Below are 17,037 nucleotides of genomic sequence, written 5' to 3'. Positions count from 1 at the left end.
TTTACAGTTACATACCGAAAGGAAGGATAAAGATGATAGATTTTAATATGGCGCCGTGTACGGGCAGGGAGCTTGCATATATGCAGCAGGCCATGCAAAACGGAAAGCTCTGCGGGGATGGGCCGTTTACGAAAAAATGTTCTGAGTGGATGTGTACTAATTTTCAGGCAAAGCACTGCCTGTTGACGACTTCCTGTACGCATGCGCTGGAAATGGCAGCGTATCTTTCGGATATCCAGCCGGGAGATGAGGTGATTATGCCTTCCTATACGTTTGTATCTACAGCGGATGCTTTTGTGCTGCGCGGGGCAAAGATTGTTTTTGTCGATATCCGGCCGGATACGATGAACATTGACGAGAATCTGATCGAGGCAGCAATTACAGAGAAAACAAAGGCGATAGCCGTGGTGCATTACGCAGGAGTGGCCTGTGCAATGGATGAAATTCTGGCAATTGCGAAAAAATATAATCTGGTGGTCGTCGAGGATGCGGCGCAGGGTGTGAATGCCTGGTACAAAGGACGTGCGCTTGGAACAATCGGGGATTTTGGCTGCTACAGCTTTCATGAGACGAAAAATTATACGATGGGCGAGGGAGGCGCTGTTCTGTTTCAGGACGACAGATATCAGGAGCGAGCGGAAATCCTCCGGGAAAAGGGGACGGACCGCAGCAAATTTTTCCGCGGTCAGGTGGACAAGTATACATGGGTAGATTACGGGTCCTCCTATCTGCCGAGCGATATGAATGCGGCATATTTATATGCACAGCTGGAGCTGGCAGAAGAGATTAACGACAAACGAATGGCAATCTATGACCATTACCGGGAGGCTTTGACGCCGCTGGCTGCGCAGGGAGCGATTGAGCTTCCGACAGTTCCGGATTATGCGGTGCACAATGCACATATGTTTTACCTGAAGCTGAAGGATATCAGCGTGCGGACTGCGTTTATCGGGTATCTGAAAGAAAACGGAATCCATGCCGTGTTCCACTATGTTCCGCTTCACTCGGCAAAGGCGGGCCAGCGGTTCGGGCGTTTTCACGGCGAGGATGTTTATACAACAAAGGAGAGTGAGCGCCTGGTACGGCTGCCGCTGTTTTATAATCTGGAATTGGAACAGGCGCGGTATATTACAGATACAATCCTGAAATATGAGAATTTTTAGACCGGATTTGAGGAGGCCTTATGGGAGATAAGGAATACGGCGTTCAGTGGGGAAAACTGCTGGGTGCGCTTTCAGCAGAGCATATCAAAAAAGGATGGCGTTATCTGCAGCGTCACGGTCTGAAACAGTTTCTGATCCGGCTGATTGAACGGTATCAGACGCAGGACATTGACTATGAAACGTGGTACAGTCTGAACCAGGTGACGCAGAAGGAGCTGGAACGGCAGAGAAACGCAGTGTTTGAGCGTCCCGTTCGGTTCAGCATTGTTGTCCCGGTTTATCGGACACCGGAGCGCTTTTTGCGGGAGATGATTGAATCTGTCTGCGCTCAGACGTATGGAAACTGGGAGCTGTGCATTGTGGATGCAAGTCCGCAGGTCGGTGGAGATAACAGGAAAAGCAAAGACGGCGCATCAGCCGGCGGGCAGGAAAAAATGGCAGAGGATCAGCGTGAAACAGAACTGACCCGTATTGTACGGGAATATCAGGAGAAAGATTCGCGCATCCGCTACCGCATACTGAAAGAGAATTTTGGGATTTCCGGGAATACAAATGAGGCGATCAAAATGGCAGAGGGTGATTTTATCGGTCTTCTGGATCATGATGACTTGCTGGAACCGGATGCGCTGTATGAGATTATGGCAAAGATTGCCGAAGATGAGAGTACAGACATTGTTTATACAGATGAAGATAAGGTAAATAAAAGGGCGACGAAGCATCTGATTCCGAATATGAAGCCAGATTTCAACCTCGATTTGCTTCGCTCGAATAATTATATCTGTCACTTTTTTGTGGTACGGAGAAGTATTGCAGAGAAAGTGGGTGGTTTTCGACGGGAATTTGACGGGGCGCAGGATTATGATTTTATTTTCCGGTGTACCGAAGAAGCCCGGCGCATTGCGCATGTCCACCGCGTGCTGTACCACTGGCGCACGCACAGCGCTTCTACCTCCGACAACCCTGACAGCAAGCTCTATGCGTTTGACGCAGGGAAACGGGCAGTGGAGGCCCACCTGGCACGGAAAGGCGTGGAAGCTTCTGTAGAAGAGACAGACGATCTGGGCTATTACCGGGTGCGGTATGCGCTCAAAGGAACTCCGATGGTATCCATTATCATTCCAAACAGGGATGAAAAGGAATCTCTTCAGAAATGCCTGGAATCGGTGTGGGAAAAGACAGAATATGAGAATTATGAGATTCTGATCGTTGAAAATAACAGTACAAAACAGGAAACTTTTTCCTATTACAAAGAAATAGACGGCAAAAATCATGTTCGTGTGTTATACTGGGATAGAGAATTTAATTATTCGGCCATCAACAATTATGCTGCGCGTCAGGCAAAAGGCGAATATCTGCTTTTGCTGAACAATGACACGGAGGTCATCACAAAGGGTTGGATGAAGGAGATGCTTTCCAACTGTATGCGGGATGAGGTGGCAATGGTAGGCGCAAAACTTTATTTTCCGGATCATACGATTCAGCATGCAGGCGTTATCATCGGTCTTGGCGGACTGGCCGACCATGCGTTTGTTAATATGTCGCGAAAACGGGCCGGGTATATGCACCGGGCATCAGTTCAGATGAATTTAAGCGGCGTAACGGCAGCCTGCGCCATGGTAAAGCGCAGTGTGTATGAAGAGATGGGCGGCTTGGAAGAAAAGCTGAGCGTAGCTTTCAACGACGTGGATCTCTGTCTGAAGATTGTTACGTCCGGTTATCGGATTGTGTACGATCCGTTTGTGGAACTGTATCATTATGAATCGCGTTCGCGCGGTGTAGACGATGAAAAGAAGGAGCGCCATAAAAAAGAAGTGCAATATGCACAGGAAAAATGGAAAGACTTCCTAAAAGACGGAGATCCGTGCTATAATAAAAATCTGACTTTAAGCAAGCACAACTTTTCACTGCGCATATAGGGCAGAAGCGTAGCTTGCAAAATGCAGACAGGAGAAAAATACGATGCAGGAAGTTACTGTAGTAATACCGAATCTAAATGGCGCAGCGTATCTGCGTCCATGCCTGGAAAGCCTGCGCAGGCAGACCATTGATTCGCTGCCGGTGATTGTGGTGGACAATGGTTCTGAAGATGAGAGCGTTTCCATTATCCGGGACGAATATCCCGAAGTGACGCTCAGGGTTCTTGAGGAAAATTATGGCTTTTGCAGGGCAGTGAATATCGGGATTCAGATGACAAAGACGCCGTATGTGATCCTGCTGAATAATGATACTGTCTGTGAGCCGACCTTTGTGGAGGCGCTCACAGAAGCAATCAAAAAGTATCCGGACAGCTTCTCCTGCGCCTCCAAAATGATACAGATGCAGGACCCCGGCCGGATGGACAATGGCGGCGATTATTACTGTGCCCTTGGCTGGGCATTTGCGTGGGGGAAAAACAGACCGGCTGGTGATTACTGCCGCAGACGGAAAATTTTTTCTGCGTGTGCGGGGGCTGCGATTTACCGTAGGGATGTTTTTGATGAGATTGGTCTTTTTGACGAGGTACATTTTGCATATCTGGAAGATGTGGATGTTGCTTATCGTGCAAGAATTGCAGGGTACCGAAACTATTACATACCGGAGGCAGTGGTTCGCCATGTGGGGAGCGCGACCAGCGGCTCTGTGTATAATGAATTTAAAACAAAATACTCTTCCAGGAACAGCGTTTATCTAGTTTATAAAAATATGCCGTGCCTTCAGCTTTTGCTGAATCTGCCGTTTCTTCTGGCAGGTTTTGCAATTAAGATGATTTTCTTTTTGAAAAAAGGCTATGGCAGAGAGTACATTACAGGGTTATGGAAGGGAATTCGGTTGTGTGACAGAAGCAAAAAGGTAAAGTTCCAAAAGAAAAATCTTGGACATTATCTGAGAATACAGTGTGAGCTCTGGGGTAATCTGGCAAGATTAGGCAGGAGATAAGGATCAGGGCAAGAGGGAAAATGTTTTGATTAAGGATAACCAGAAATATTTTAACCGGCTTCAGGTAATTCTGGACGGGATGGTCATCGTTGTGTCGTATCTGATTGCATGGTACGTCATGATGGTAAGGGTAAGTGAAAGAGAAGTAGGTGTTCTGCCGCCGGAATTTTATATGATGGCGCTTGTGTTTGTTACGCCGTTTTTCCTTGTGCTGTACTATGCGTGCAGCCTGTATACGCCCAAGCGCGTGCAGGGCCGCCGGCTAGAAGGCAGCAACATTGTCAAAGCGAACGTGCTCGGCGGACTGACCTTCATGGCAATGCTGTATTTGCTTCGTCAGGGAGACGTTTCGAGACGCCTTGTCGCTTTATTTCTTATTCTGAATGTGACGCTCACCTTCCTGGAGCGAAACGCCGTGCGCATGGTGCTGATGAATGTCAGGCGGATTGGATTGAATCTGAAGTATGTGATTCTGGTAGGGTACAGCCGGGCAGCGGAACAGTATATTGACCGCATTGTGCAGAATCCGCAGTGGGGCTACAAGGTTATGGGAATCCTTGATGATAACGTGCCGCCAGGCACTGTTTACCGTGGCATTGAGGTACTGAGCTTTACCGGCAGTCTGGGAAGCATCTTGGAAGGGAATCACCCGGACGAGATTGCAATTACGCTCGGACTGAACGAATATGACAAGCTGGAGCGCATTGTTGCAATGTGTGAAAAGTCAGGCGTGCATACAAAGTTTATTCCGGATTACAGTAAAATCATACCGACCAAGCCGTATACAGAGGACCTTCTGGGACTTCCGGTCGTAAACATCCGTCACGTGCCGCTGTCTAATACCTTCCATATGATGGTGAAGCGGGTGATGGATATTGTAGGCTCCATCTGCTGTATCGTGCTGTTTTCACCGCTGATGATCCTGACTGCGATTCTGATCAAGGCGACTTCCAAGGGACCGCTGATCTTTAAACAGGAACGAGTAGGGTTGCACAACAGGCCGTTTCAGATGTATAAATTCCGCTCGATGGAAGTACAGACGAAGAAAGAGGAAAGCAAGGGCTGGACGGTAAAGAATGATCCGAGAGTAACCAGGATCGGAAAGATTATCCGCAAGACAAGCATCGACGAGTTGCCGCAGCTCTTTAATGTACTGAAAGGAGACATGAGCCTGGTGGGACCGAGGCCTGAGCGGCCCCAGTTTGTGGAAAAGTTCCGCGAAGAAATTCCGCGGTATATGATAAAACACCAGGTGAGACCGGGGATGACTGGCTGGGCCCAGGTGAATGGTTACAGGGGAAATACTTCAATTAAAAAGAGAATTGACTATGATTTGTATTATATTGAAAACTGGACAGTCGGGCTGGATATCAAAATCCTGTTTCTGACGGTGTTTAAAGGGTTTGTAAATAAGAATGCATATTGAAGCGTTCCACAGAACAATGAAAGAAGGGAAATTCATGAAGAAAAGAAAGGACAAAACGGGAAATTATAACGATTCGAACGGTTATTACGGACAGGGCGGCTATCATGACCCAAACGGTTATTATGGACAGCCGAATGGCTATTATGGACAGCCAGGGTATGGCGGGCCGGGCGGTTATTATGGGCCGGATGGAAACGCAGGTAATGGGAAAAAGAAGAAAAAACACAGAAAACTGATATTTGCGATTGAGGTGATTGTACTTCTTGTGTTAGCGCTTGGACTTTTTGTAGTGGCACAGCTTGGCCGCATGGACCGTGTGAAGCTGAAGGATATTCTGATTAATACAGGAATCGGAAAATCCGGGTACCGTAATATTGCATTGTTTGGTGTGGACTCCAGGGAAGGACAGCTTGAGAGCGGGACAAACAGCGATACGATTATGGTGGCGAGTATTAATGAGCGCACCGGAGATGTAAAGCTTGTCTCGGTTTACCGCGATACGTATCTGGACAATACAAACGGAGAATACCGTAAGGCTACCGAGTGTTTTGCAGGCGGCGGAGCGGAGCGTGCAGTGAATATGCTGAACAAAAATCTGGATTTGGATATTTCTGATTTTGTGACCGTTGATTTCAATGCAATCATTGAAGCAGTTGATCTTCTGGGCGGAATCGAGCTTGACATCACAGAAGAAGAGCGCGGATGGCTGAACGGTTATCTCGTGGAGACATCACAGGTTGCGGGGATTACGGAATATGAAGAGATTCAGTCCGCGGGCTATCAGAAAGTAAACGGTCTTCAGGCCATGGCTTACTGCCGGATTCGCTATACAGAAGGATGGGATTACAAACGGACTGAGCGTCAGAGAACGGTTCTCGGAAAGATTTTTGAAGCGGCACAGGCAAAAGGTGTGACAGGTTTGCTTCCGCTTGTCAATACGATGCTCGACTATATTTCAACCAGTTTGAGCAATACGGAGCTGATTACACTGGCGACCGGCATTGCAAAATACAAGATTGCAGATTCAACGGGATTTCCGTTCAATCAGACAACGGCGGATATTGCAGCAGGCGACTGTGTGATACCGGTCGATCTGGCAGCCAATGTAACACAGCTTCATGCATGGCTGTTTGGGGAGGAAAATTATACGCCGTCCCAGACCGTGCAGGAGATCAGCAATAAGATAATTTCGGACACCGGAATTCAGTGACAGAATGGCTGACTTTGAAGAACAGTTTTTGAATGTTCAGGGATGGACGATGGAGGAAAGAATGGCAGGAGCTGAGATTGACGTGGTGATTCCGGTCTATCGGCCGGGGATTGGGCTTCGGCAGTTGCTGGAGCGACTGGAGAGCCAGACCGTAAGGCCTTCCAGAATCCTGCTGGTGAATACGGAGCGGCAGTTCTTTGATGAGGGCTGTATTGCTGGATATTCGAATGTTGAGGTCATCCACATTCGGAAGAGCGAGTTCGACCATGGGGGGACGCGGCATATGGCGGCGGCGCAGCTTAAGGGAGAATTTCTTCTGTTTCTGACACAGGATGCACAGCCGGAGAATGACAGGCTGATCGAGGAGCTGTATCGCGCGTTTGCATCTGAGCTTGTGTGTGCGGCATATGCGCGCCAGCTTCCTGCGCAGGACTGCGGTGTGATTGAGCGCTATATACGCGGGTTTAATTATGGAGAGGAAAGCCGGATTCAGACAGCGGCAGACTTGCCGAAGCTTGGTATTAAGACATTTTTCTGTTCAGATGTGTGCGCCATGTATCGGAGAAGCGCATATGAGGAATTGGGCGGCTTTGTACGGCATACGATTTTTAATGAGGATATGATTTTTGCAGGGAAGCTGATCCAAAATGGAAGAGCGGTTGCGTATTGTGCACAGGCAAGGGTGATTCATTCGCATAACTACAGCGGAGTGCAGCAGCTTCGGCGGAACTTTGATCTCGGCGTGTCGCAGGCAGAGCATCCGGAAATTTTTGCATGTGTCCGGTCAGAAAATGAGGGTGTTCGTATGGTAAAGCAGACGGCCGTTTATCTGATAAAAAATAATAAAGCGTACCTTCTTCCGAAGCTGGTCTGGCAAAGCGGCTGCAAGCTGGTTGGCTATCGGCTGGGGAAGAATTTTAGACGGCTTCCGGCATGGCTGATCAGGCGATGCACGATGAACAGGGACTATTGGAGGTAAACAGTATGTGCGGAATAGTTGGATATATAGGGAAAGAGCAGGCAGCTCCGATTTTGCTGGATGGTCTTGACAAGCTGGAATACCGCGGATATGATTCTGCGGGGATTGCGGTGTTTGACGGAGAAAAGATTCAGATTGCAAAGGCGAGAGGGCGCCTGAAGGTACTGCGCGAAATGACGCACGGTGGTGAAATGCTTCCAGGACCATGTGGGATCGGGCATACACGGTGGGCGACGCACGGAATTCCATCCGATACGAATGCACATCCGCATTTTAATGGAACAGAGTCCATTGCGGTCGTGCATAATGGTATTATTGAAAATTATCTTAAGATTAAAAAGCAGCTTCAGGAAAAGGGTTATGAGTTTGTGTCAGAGACCGATACGGAAGTTGTGGCCCATCTGCTGGACTACTATTATAAAGGAAATCCGCTTGAGGCGATTACGCGCATGATGCACCGTGTCGAGGGTTCTTATGCGCTTGGTATTATGTTTAAGGAGCATCCGGGAAAGCTGTATGCAGTCCGCAAGGACAGTCCGTTGATCGTAGGGAGAGCGCAGCAGGGAAGCCTGATTGCTTCTGATGTTCCGGCAGTTCTCAAATATACGAGAGATGTATTTTTTATTCAGAATGAAGAGATTGTGTGCCTTGAGGAAGAATGCCTGAATTTCTTTAATGTGGACGGCGATCCGATTGAAAAGGAGTCTGTAACGATTCAGTGGGATGTTTCCGCGGCAGAAAAGGCAGGTTATGAGCATTTTATGCTCAAGGAAATTTATGAGCAGCCAAAAGCTGTTCTTGATACATTAAACCCGAGAATCAGGGATGGAAAGATTGAAATCGAAGAGCTTGGCATGACGGACGAGGAGATTCGTTCCATCCGCAAGATTTTTATCGTGGCGTGCGGCTCTGCATATCACACGGGAGTCACTGCAAAGTATGTGTTTGAAGGACTGGCGCGGATTCCGGTTGAGGTGGATCTGGCTTCTGAGTTCCGCTATCGCAATCCGATTCTGGACGAGGAAACACTGCTGATTGTGGTCAGCCAGTCGGGAGAGACAGCCGACACGCTGGCAGCGCTGCGTGAAGCGAAGCTGCGCGGTGTGCACACGCTTGGTATAGTAAATGTAGTGGGCAGTTCGATCGCAAGAGAGGCCGACAATGTCATGTATACATGGGCAGGACCTGAGATTGCGGTAGCGACGACGAAGGCCTACAGCACCCAGCTGATTGCAGAATATCTGCTTGCAATGAAATTTGCACAGGTAAGGGGGACGGTATCGCAGGAAGAAATAGACGAGATGATCTGCGACCTCAAGGAGCTTCCGGTGCACATCGGTATGCTGCTTGACCATAAAGAGAAGCTTCAGCGGTTTGCCAATCGTTATGTGGCGGCAAAGGATATTTTCTTTATCGGCAGAGGCATTGATTATGCGATTTCTCTGGAAGGCTCCTTAAAACTAAAAGAGATTTCTTATATTCATTCAGAGGCATATGCGGCAGGGGAATTAAAGCATGGTACGATTTCTTTGATTGAAGAAGGAACGCTTGTGGCAGCGGTGCTGACGCAGGAAGATCTGTATAAAAAAATGCTGAGTAATGTGGTTGAGGTAAAAACGCGAGGAGCATTCCTGCTTGCAGTGACGAATGCGGGCAATACCGAGGTAGAGAAAGCAGCGGATTATGTGATCTACATTCCGAAAACAAATAAATATTTTACAAATTCTCTTGCAGTCATTCCGTTGCAGTTGTTTGGCTATTATGTGGCGCTTGGCAAGGGCTGCGATGTGGATAAACCGAGAAACCTTGCAAAATCAGTAACGGTGGAGTAAATTATGGAAAAAAATCAGGATGAAATCAAAGAAGAGTACCCTAAAATCTGTTTTCTCTGCAAAAGGCCGGAGAGCAAAGCCGGAAAGATGGTGGAGATGGGCGGCGATATCTGTATCTGCTGTGAGTGTATGCAGCGTGCAGTAGACTCCATGCAGGCGTCTGGGCTTTCCTATAACGGGCTTGTGAACCTTGCAGATGAGGAAAGTACAGAGACGCCGGAGAATACGGAAGAAAAAGAGAAAAAAGGTTCCAAAATCCCGAGCATCAGTATGATTAATCTTTCTGATCTGTTCGGGGGCATGGGACTTCCACGCCAGCAGGTAAAAAAGAAAAAGACAAAAGAACAGCACGAAGAAAAAGTTTTTGATATCAAGGCGATTCCGGCGCCGCATAAGATCAAGGCGAGCCTGGATGAGTATGTAGTCGGACAGGAATATGCAAAAAAAGTAATTTCTGTGGCTGTATACAATCATTATAAGCGGATTGGAACCGGAGCGCTGGATGATATTGAAATAGAAAAATCCAATATGCTGATGCTAGGACCGACGGGCTGCGGAAAAACGTATCTCGTCAAAACACTGGCAAGGCTGCTGGATGTACCGCTTGCAATCGCAGATGCTACTTCGCTGACAGAGGCAGGATACATAGGTGACGATATCGAGAGTGTAATCTCAAGGCTGCTTGCGGCTGCCGATAATGATGTGGACCGCGCAGAACAGGGTATTGTGTTCATTGATGAGATTGACAAAATTGCGAAGAAGAAAAATGCGCATCAGAGGGATGTAAGCGGGGAAGCCGTACAACAGGGTATGCTGAAGCTTCTCGAGGGAAGCGAGGTGGAGGTTCCGGTGGGCGCTGCGAGCAAAAATGCCATGGTGCCGATGACAACAGTGAATACAAAGAATATCCTTTTTATCTGCGGAGGGGCATTTCCCGGACTTGAGGAGATTATACGGGAACGTCTGAACCGTCAGGCTTCGATTGGATTTCTGGGCGACCTGCGGGACAAATACGACGCCGATCCGGATATTCTTGAAAAAGTAACGGTCGAGGATCTGCGCAGCTTCGGTATGATACCGGAATTTATCGGCAGGCTTCCGATTATCTTTTCCCTGAGTGCCCTGACAAGGGATATGCTGGTGCGGATCCTCAAGGAACCGCGCAATGCGATTATCAAACAGTATCAGAAGCTGCTGGCACTCGATGAGGTGGAGCTGACGATGGACGACGGCGCGCTGGAAGCAATTGCTGAAAAAGCGCTGGAGAAGAAAACAGGCGCACGTGCGTTGCGGGCGATTATCGAAGAATTTATGTTGGATATTATGTATGAGATACCAAAGGATGAAAATATTGGAAGCGTAAAAATTACGCGGGAATATATCGAACATACCGGAGGTCCCGTAATCTCTTTGCGGAATATACCGCCGCAGATTTCATGCAGTTGACAAAAATTGACACCGACTGCGTGGTTGACAGCGTTTGACAAAAATGGTATGTTAGAATCTACGAAAGTTATGAGGAGAGAGCGCTGATGAATGAAGTACAGGAGCAGTTTTTAAAGACACTGGAAAGTCTGAAAGCGTTGGCGAAGACCAAGAAAAATACGCTGGAATATGACGAAATTCTGAATGCTTTTACCGGAATTGAACTGACAGAAGATAAAATGGATATGATTCTGGACTATCTGGAGAAGAATCATGTGGATATTCTTCAGGGCAAATCTCCGGATGATGTGACGGATGATCTTCTCCTGGAGTCCGAGGAAGACATTTTGTTGTCGGACAACGAGGAGATTGAGCTGATTAATGATGTAGACGTATTGGAAGGGGTCAGTACAGAGGATCCGGTTCGCATGTATTTAAAAGAGATCGGCAATGTTCCGTTGCTTTCCGGTGATGAAGAGGTAGAGCTGGCAAAGCGTGTGGAGCAAGGCGATGAAGAGGCGAAAAAAGCTCTGACTGAAGCAAACCTGCGTCTTGTAGTCAGCATTGCGAAAAAATATGTCGGAAGAGGTATGCCGTTTCTGGATCTGATTCAGGAGGGCAACATGGGCCTGATGAAGGCTGTGGACAAGTTTGATTATACAAAGGGATATAAGTTCAGTACGTATGCGACCTGGTGGATTCGTCAGGCGATTACGCGCGGGATAGCAGATACGGGCAGGACCATTCGCGTTCCGGTACATATGGTGGAGACGATCAATAAGACGCTTCGTATGACGCGTACGCTCCTCCAGGAATTTGGCCGGGAACCGACTCCGGAGGAGGTAGCGGAACGGTTGAATGTCCCGGTAAGCCGTGTGCGTGAAGTATTGAAGATTTCGAGAGATCCGGTATCACTGGATACGCCGATTGGTGAGGAAGATGATTCCCATCTTGGAGATTTTATTGAAGACGATACGGCGCTTTCACCGGCGGATTCGGCAGCATTTTCAATGCTGCGTGAGGAGCTGAGTACTGCGCTGGAATCACTGACTGACCGGGAGCGGCAGGTAGTAAGGCTGCGGTTCGGGCTTGAGGATGGCCGTGCAAGGACTCTTGAAGAGGTTGGCAAAGAATTTAATGTTACGCGTGAGCGTATCCGTCAGATTGAAGCAAAAGCGTTGCGTAAGCTGCGTCATCCGTCAAGGAGCAAGCGGCTGAAAGACTTTTTGACCTAAATACAGACAGCAAAGACATGCGAAAGGAAGAACCGGACGCATGTCTTAGCTGTTTTTGTAGCATAGGAAATTTGTGAGCCGATACGGTTTTATTTTTGGTTGCAGATGGAAAATTCTGGAAACTCTCCGTCTGCATGAAAGGAGGCAGAAATATGGATATTGAATTATTGAGAAAAGATATGGTGGCAGCGATGAAAGCGAAGGATAAACCAAGAAAAGAGGCGATTTCTTCGCTGATTTCAGCGGTGAAAAAGGTTGCGATTGACGAGGGCTGCCGGGATGATATTTCACAGGAGTTGACAGATCGTGTCATTTTAAAAGAGATGAAAACCGTGAAAGAGCAGATTGACACCTGTCCGGCTACCAGAGAGGATCTGAAGGCAGAGTACCAGTTCCGCTATAATGTAATTTCAGAGTATGCGCCGAAGCTGCTCAGTGCGCAGGAAGTAAAGCAGATACTTGAGGAGAAGTTTGCAGAAGTGTTGGCTACGAAAAATAAAGGTCAGATCATGAAAGCTGTGATGGGCGAACTGAAGGGCAAGGCAGACGGCAAGGTGATTAATCAGGTTGTAGGAGAACTCTGCAGTTAGGCGTATCCGTTGTTTCAGACATCATTGGGGGCCGGGAGCGTCTGTGTTTCCGGCCGAATGATGATACAGGGAGGAAATAAGAGAGTGATAGCGAAAAAGATGAAACCGTATCTGGAGAATAATTCGGCAATCCGCGCAATGTTTGAGGAGGGCAAGCGGATGGCGGCAGAATTCGGAGCAGATAAGGTATATGATTTCAGCCTCGGAAATCCGAACGTTCCGGCGCCGCAGCAGCTGAAGGAAGCAATTCGCGAGATACTTGACGAGGAAGATCCGGTGTTTGTACATGGCTACATGAGCAATGCCGGATTTGAGCATGTGCGCAAAGCGATTGCAGACAATTTAAACGAGCGTTTCGGGACGGCTTTTTCGAACGAGAATCTGATCATGACAGTAGGCGCAGGCAGCGGATTGAACGTCTGCCTGAAGACACTGCTTGACCCGGGGGACGAAGTGATTGTCTTTGCCCCGTATTTTCTGGAATATGGCTCTTATATCCGTAATTATGACGGCGTGCTGGTGCAGGTGGCACCTGATACAGAGTCATTTGGGCTGAATGTTTCGGATTTTGCAGAAAAACTGAGTGTCAGGACAAAAGCAGTCATCATAAACAATCCGCACAATCCTACGGGAGTTGTATATTCCAAAGAGGATATCTGCGGACTTGCCCGGATTTTGGAGGAAAAGCAAAAAGAGTACGGTCATGCCATTTATCTGATTTCCGATGAGCCGTACAGGGAGCTTGCTTTTGATGGGGCAGAAGTTCCATTTGTGACAAAATTTTACGAAAATACCATGGTCGTGTATTCCTACAGCAAATCGCTGTCGCTTCCGGGAGAGCGGATTGGTTATATAATCATACCGGATGAGGTGGAGGACAGTGAGAATACGATTGCGGCAGCGACGATCGCTAATCGGATCAGCGGGTGCGTCAATGCGCCTTCGCTGATTCAGCTGGCAGTGGCAAAATGTGTGAATGCCGGTGCTGATCTTGGATTTTACGACCGGAACCGGAAGTGTCTGTATGAAGGGTTGCTGCGACTAGGGTTTACCTGCGTAAAACCAAGGGGCGCCTTTTATCTCTGGGTAAAATCTCCGGTGGCGGATGAAAAACAGTTTGTGGAAGCCGGGAAAAAATATCATATTTTGATGGTGCCGGGTTCTTCGTTTGCATGTCCGGGATATGTGCGCCTTGCTTACTGCGTTTCTTATGGGACAATCCAGAATGCTTTGCCGGAATTTGCGAAGCTGGCCAGAGACTTTGGCCTGGGCTGAGATTCAGAAATACATTTACAGGAGAAAGTACATAATATGAAGATAATTATTGTGGGTCTTGGCAAAGTCGGGGCGTCACTGGCGATAGAGTTAAGTGGAGAGGATAATGATATTACGGTCATAGATGATGAGGAAAGCGTCGTGGATGACCTTTCCAGCCAATGTGATGTGATGGGGGTTGTCGGCAATGGAGCGAGCTGGTCGACGCAGATTGAGGCAGGCATAGAATCTGCCGACCTGCTGATTGCAGTGACCGGTTCGGATGAGTTGAATCTTCTGTGTTGTCTGATTGCGAAGAAAGCAGGCAACTGCCATACGATTGCCAGAGTCCGTAATCCGGAGTACAGCATGGAGCTTAACTTTATCAAAGAAGAACTCGGGCTGGCCATGGTAATCAATCCGGAGCTTGCAGCTGCCGGTGAGATTGCAAAAGTGCTTCAGTTTCCGTCAGCAATCGAGGTAAATTCTTTTGCCAAAAATAAAGTGCATCTGATGAAGTTTCGTGTTCCGGAGAAATCCGTTCTCGATAATATGCGGATTTCAGATCTTTCAGCAAAAATGCTGGGAAATATTCTGATTTGTACTGTGGAACGCGGAGACGAGCTGATTATTCCGGATGGAAACTGTATTTTGAAGGCCAGAGATCTTGTGTCCGTGGCGGGCGGGATAAACGATGCCAATGCATTTTTCCGCCAGGTTGGAATTGTGACAAATCAGATCAAGAGTCTTATGATTGTGGGCGGAAGCCCGATTGCCTATTATCTGGCGAGAATGCTCCAGGCTTCTGGGACGAAAGTAAAGCTGGTTGAGAAGAACAGAAAGCGCTGTGAGGAGCTTTGCGAGCTGTTGCCGAAGGCAACGGTGGTGTGTGGCGACGGTACAGACAAGGAACTGCTTCTGGAAGAAGGAATAGCAAGATACGAAGGATTTGCGGCGCTTACGAATATAGATGAGGAAAATATACTGTTGTCTCTGTATGCGAGAAAGACGGGGGATAAAAAGCTGATTACAAAGATCAACCGGATCGCCTTTGATGAGGTCATTAAGGAGCTGGATCTGGATACGGTAATCCATCCTAAAAATGTCACGGCAGAGCAGATTTTGCAGTATGTCCGCTCTATGAAAAATTCTCTGGGCAGCAACGTGGAAACGCTGCATAAGATTATCGGCGGCAGAGCAGAGGCGCTTGAATTTATGATCCGCAGCCGGTCCAGGGTTACGGATGTACCGTTGCAGGATTTGAAAATAAAAAAGGGAATTCTGGTTGTATGCATTGGCCGAAACGGAAAAGTCATTATTCCGCGCGGTTCTGATAAGATATTGACGGGAGACAGTGTGATTATCACGACACAAGAAAAAGGGCTGAATGATATCGAAGATATTTTAGCGAAGTAGGATACGGAGATGAATTATAGGATCATTACCTTTATTATTGGATGGGTACTGAATTTTGAGGCAGTATTTATGGCTCCGGCAGCAGTAGTTGCGCTGATTTACCGGGAGCGTGCAGGCGTTTCTCTTCTGATTACGATGGCGCTCTGTCTGCTGTGCGGCGTATTGCTGATAAAAGGCGGGATTAAAAATAAGGCGATGTACGCCAGAGAAGGTTTTGTCGCAGTGGCGCTGTGCTGGATTGTGCTGAGTGTGTTTGGTGCGCTTCCGTTTGTGATTTCAGGCAGCATTCCGTCTTATATTGACGCGCTGTTTGAGGTGGTATCCGGATTTACGACAACAGGTTCCAGTATTCTGGCAGAGGTGGAGCCGCTGCCGCGCTGTCTGCTGTTCTGGCGTAGCTTTACGCACTGGATTGGCGGTATGGGTGTCCTTGTTTTTGTGATGGCGATTCTTCCGCTGACCGGCGGAAGTTCGATGTATCTGATGAAGGCAGAGAGTCCGGGGCCTTCCGTTGGAAAGCTGGTTCCGAAGGTAAAAAGCACGGCAATGCTGCTCTACAAAATGTATCTGGGGCTTTCTGTCCTTCAGCTTATATTTTTGTTGCTTGGCGGTATGCCACTGTTTGATTCTCTGACAACCATGTTTGGAACAGCCGGTACCGGAGGCTTTGGGATCAAGAATGACAGCATCGGCGGTTATTCCGTGTATCTTCAGGGCGTGGTGACAGTATTCATGATTCTGTTTGGCGTCAATTTTAACATTTATTATCTGTTGTTGAAACGGCGGTTTTCTGAGGCCTCAAAATCGGCAGAGGTGAGGACTTATTTTATCATAATTCTGGCGTCTGTAATTTTGATTACCATCAATATTTCAGGCATGTTTTCCAGCGTGTTTGATGCGCTTCACCATGCCGCGTTTCAGGTTGGATCAATCATTACGACTACGGGCTTTGCGACCACAGATTTTGATGTGTGGCCATCGTTTTCGAAAACAATTCTTGTACTGCTGATGTTTGTAGGAGCGTGTGCGGGGAGCACGGGTGGCGGTATCAAGGTGTCACGTATTGTGATTTTGTTTAAATCTGTGCTCAAAGAGCTTGATTTTATTGTGCATCCGAGAAACATTCGAAAGCTGAAAATGGATGGACGGGTTGTGGAACATGCAGTGATTCGGTCCGTGAATGTTTTTCTGATTTCTTATTTGTTTATTTTTGCAGGTTCTGTTCTGCTGATATCGCTTGATAATTTTGATTTTACAACAAATTTTACTGCGGTTGCCGCTACGATCAATAATATTGGCCCGGGACTTGCAGTGGTAGGGCCGACGCAGAATTTTGGCAGTTTTTCAGATTTTTCGAAAATCGTGCTGACATTTGACATGCTGGTAGGCAGACTGGAATTATTTCCTCTTTTGATTTTGTTCTCAAGAAGAACATGGTCAAAATAGGACAGCTATTGAAAAATCCTTGATTTATGGGGGCGCTCAAGATCTTTACAATTTTGAATGACTGTGTTAAAATAAAAAAAGGTGCATTTTATAAGCAAATTTCAGCCAGGCAGGGGAGTTGACTGGCTGAAATTCGAGCAAAAGT

The 17,037-nt window shown here is 47.6% G+C and carries 13 protein-coding genes; all 13 read left to right on the top strand.

Annotation, left to right across the window (positions count from 1 at the left end):
• Positions 1-32 precede the first annotated feature (32 nt).
• The 13 genes from rffA to AC6I2O_RS06430 all read left to right on the top strand — a co-directional run bounded on the left by rffA (position 33) and on the right by AC6I2O_RS06430 (position 16,892).
• Positions 33-1,163 carry a dTDP-4-amino-4,6-dideoxygalactose transaminase gene (gene rffA, locus AC6I2O_RS06490; protein ID WP_120391099.1) on the top strand — a complete coding sequence of 377 codons (1,131 nt, stop codon included), beginning with the start codon at positions 33-35 and terminating at the stop codon, positions 1,161-1,163.
• 20 nt (positions 1,164-1,183) lie between these two features.
• The gene (locus AC6I2O_RS06485; protein WP_120391098.1) at positions 1,184-3,079 is read left to right on the top strand and encodes a glycosyltransferase family 2 protein; all 1,896 of its coding nucleotides are present in this window, start codon (positions 1,184-1,186) and stop codon (positions 3,077-3,079) included.
• A gap of 43 nt (positions 3,080-3,122) precedes the next feature.
• Entirely contained in the window at positions 3,123-4,079 is a 957-nt protein-coding gene (locus AC6I2O_RS06480) for a glycosyltransferase family 2 protein (protein ID WP_120391097.1), read from the top strand.
• Between the two features lie 25 nt (positions 4,080-4,104).
• Positions 4,105-5,505, top strand: coding sequence for an undecaprenyl-phosphate glucose phosphotransferase (locus AC6I2O_RS06475; RefSeq protein ID WP_497742157.1), 1,401 nt, complete (start codon positions 4,105-4,107; stop codon positions 5,503-5,505).
• A 34-nt stretch (positions 5,506-5,539) separates the two neighbouring features.
• The gene (locus tag AC6I2O_RS06470) at positions 5,540-6,715 is read left to right on the top strand and encodes an LCP family protein (RefSeq protein ID WP_120391095.1); all 1,176 of its coding nucleotides are present in this window, start codon (positions 5,540-5,542) and stop codon (positions 6,713-6,715) included.
• 4 nt (positions 6,716-6,719) lie between these two features.
• Positions 6,720-7,694, top strand: a complete 975-nt coding sequence (locus AC6I2O_RS06465) for a glycosyltransferase family 2 protein (protein ID WP_497742156.1) — start codon at positions 6,720-6,722, stop codon at positions 7,692-7,694.
• A 5-nt stretch (positions 7,695-7,699) separates the two neighbouring features.
• The gene (gene glmS, locus AC6I2O_RS06460) at positions 7,700-9,526 is read left to right on the top strand and encodes a glutamine--fructose-6-phosphate transaminase (isomerizing) (RefSeq protein WP_497742155.1); all 1,827 of its coding nucleotides are present in this window, start codon (positions 7,700-7,702) and stop codon (positions 9,524-9,526) included.
• Positions 9,527-9,529: 3 nt separating this feature from the next.
• Positions 9,530-10,972, top strand: coding sequence for an ATP-dependent Clp protease ATP-binding subunit ClpX (gene clpX / locus AC6I2O_RS06455; protein ID WP_120391093.1), 1,443 nt, complete (start codon positions 9,530-9,532; stop codon positions 10,970-10,972).
• Positions 10,973-11,058: 86 nt separating this feature from the next.
• On the top strand, positions 11,059-12,186 hold the full coding sequence (rpoD, locus tag AC6I2O_RS06450; RefSeq protein WP_120391092.1) for an RNA polymerase sigma factor RpoD: 1,128 nt from the start codon (positions 11,059-11,061) through the stop codon (positions 12,184-12,186).
• 152 nt (positions 12,187-12,338) lie between these two features.
• The gene (locus AC6I2O_RS06445; protein ID WP_120391091.1) at positions 12,339-12,776 is read left to right on the top strand and encodes a GatB/YqeY domain-containing protein; all 438 of its coding nucleotides are present in this window, start codon (positions 12,339-12,341) and stop codon (positions 12,774-12,776) included.
• Positions 12,777-12,860: 84 nt separating this feature from the next.
• Positions 12,861-14,051: a pyridoxal phosphate-dependent aminotransferase gene (locus AC6I2O_RS06440; RefSeq protein WP_120391348.1), complete on the top strand. Its 1,191-nt coding sequence runs from the start codon at positions 12,861-12,863 to the stop codon at positions 14,049-14,051.
• A 36-nt stretch (positions 14,052-14,087) separates the two neighbouring features.
• On the top strand, positions 14,088-15,446 hold the full coding sequence (gene trkA, locus AC6I2O_RS06435) for a Trk system potassium transporter TrkA (RefSeq protein WP_120391090.1): 1,359 nt from the start codon (positions 14,088-14,090) through the stop codon (positions 15,444-15,446).
• 9 nt (positions 15,447-15,455) lie between these two features.
• Positions 15,456-16,892: a TrkH family potassium uptake protein gene (locus AC6I2O_RS06430; RefSeq protein ID WP_497742154.1), complete on the top strand. Its 1,437-nt coding sequence runs from the start codon at positions 15,456-15,458 to the stop codon at positions 16,890-16,892.
• Positions 16,893-17,037 lie beyond the last annotated feature (145 nt).

The organism is Blautia sp. St.27G3 (genome assembly GCF_059728505.1).
The sequence above is the reverse complement of the archived record's forward strand: the minus strand, read 5'-3'. Positions and strand labels throughout refer to the sequence as shown.

What these genes read in the sequence shown, in the direction of transcription:
- rffA (WP_120391099.1), top strand. Translation starts at nt 33, where the DNA reads ATGATAGATTTTAATATGGCGCCGTGTACGGGCAGGGAGCTTGCATAT.
- AC6I2O_RS06485 (WP_120391098.1), top strand. Translation starts at nt 1,184, where the DNA reads ATGGGAGATAAGGAATACGGCGTTCAGTGGGGAAAACTGCTGGGTGCG.
- AC6I2O_RS06480 (WP_120391097.1), top strand. Translation starts at nt 3,123, where the DNA reads ATGCAGGAAGTTACTGTAGTAATACCGAATCTAAATGGCGCAGCGTAT.
- AC6I2O_RS06470 (WP_120391095.1), top strand. Translation starts at nt 5,540, where the DNA reads ATGAAGAAAAGAAAGGACAAAACGGGAAATTATAACGATTCGAACGGT.
- AC6I2O_RS06465 (WP_497742156.1), top strand. Translation starts at nt 6,720, where the DNA reads ATGGCTGACTTTGAAGAACAGTTTTTGAATGTTCAGGGATGGACGATG.
- glmS (WP_497742155.1), top strand. Translation starts at nt 7,700, where the DNA reads ATGTGCGGAATAGTTGGATATATAGGGAAAGAGCAGGCAGCTCCGATT.
- clpX (WP_120391093.1), top strand. Translation starts at nt 9,530, where the DNA reads ATGGAAAAAAATCAGGATGAAATCAAAGAAGAGTACCCTAAAATCTGT.
- rpoD (WP_120391092.1), top strand. Translation starts at nt 11,059, where the DNA reads ATGAATGAAGTACAGGAGCAGTTTTTAAAGACACTGGAAAGTCTGAAA.
- AC6I2O_RS06445 (WP_120391091.1), top strand. Translation starts at nt 12,339, where the DNA reads ATGGATATTGAATTATTGAGAAAAGATATGGTGGCAGCGATGAAAGCG.
- trkA (WP_120391090.1), top strand. Translation starts at nt 14,088, where the DNA reads ATGAAGATAATTATTGTGGGTCTTGGCAAAGTCGGGGCGTCACTGGCG.
- AC6I2O_RS06430 (WP_497742154.1), top strand. Translation starts at nt 15,456, where the DNA reads ATGAATTATAGGATCATTACCTTTATTATTGGATGGGTACTGAATTTT.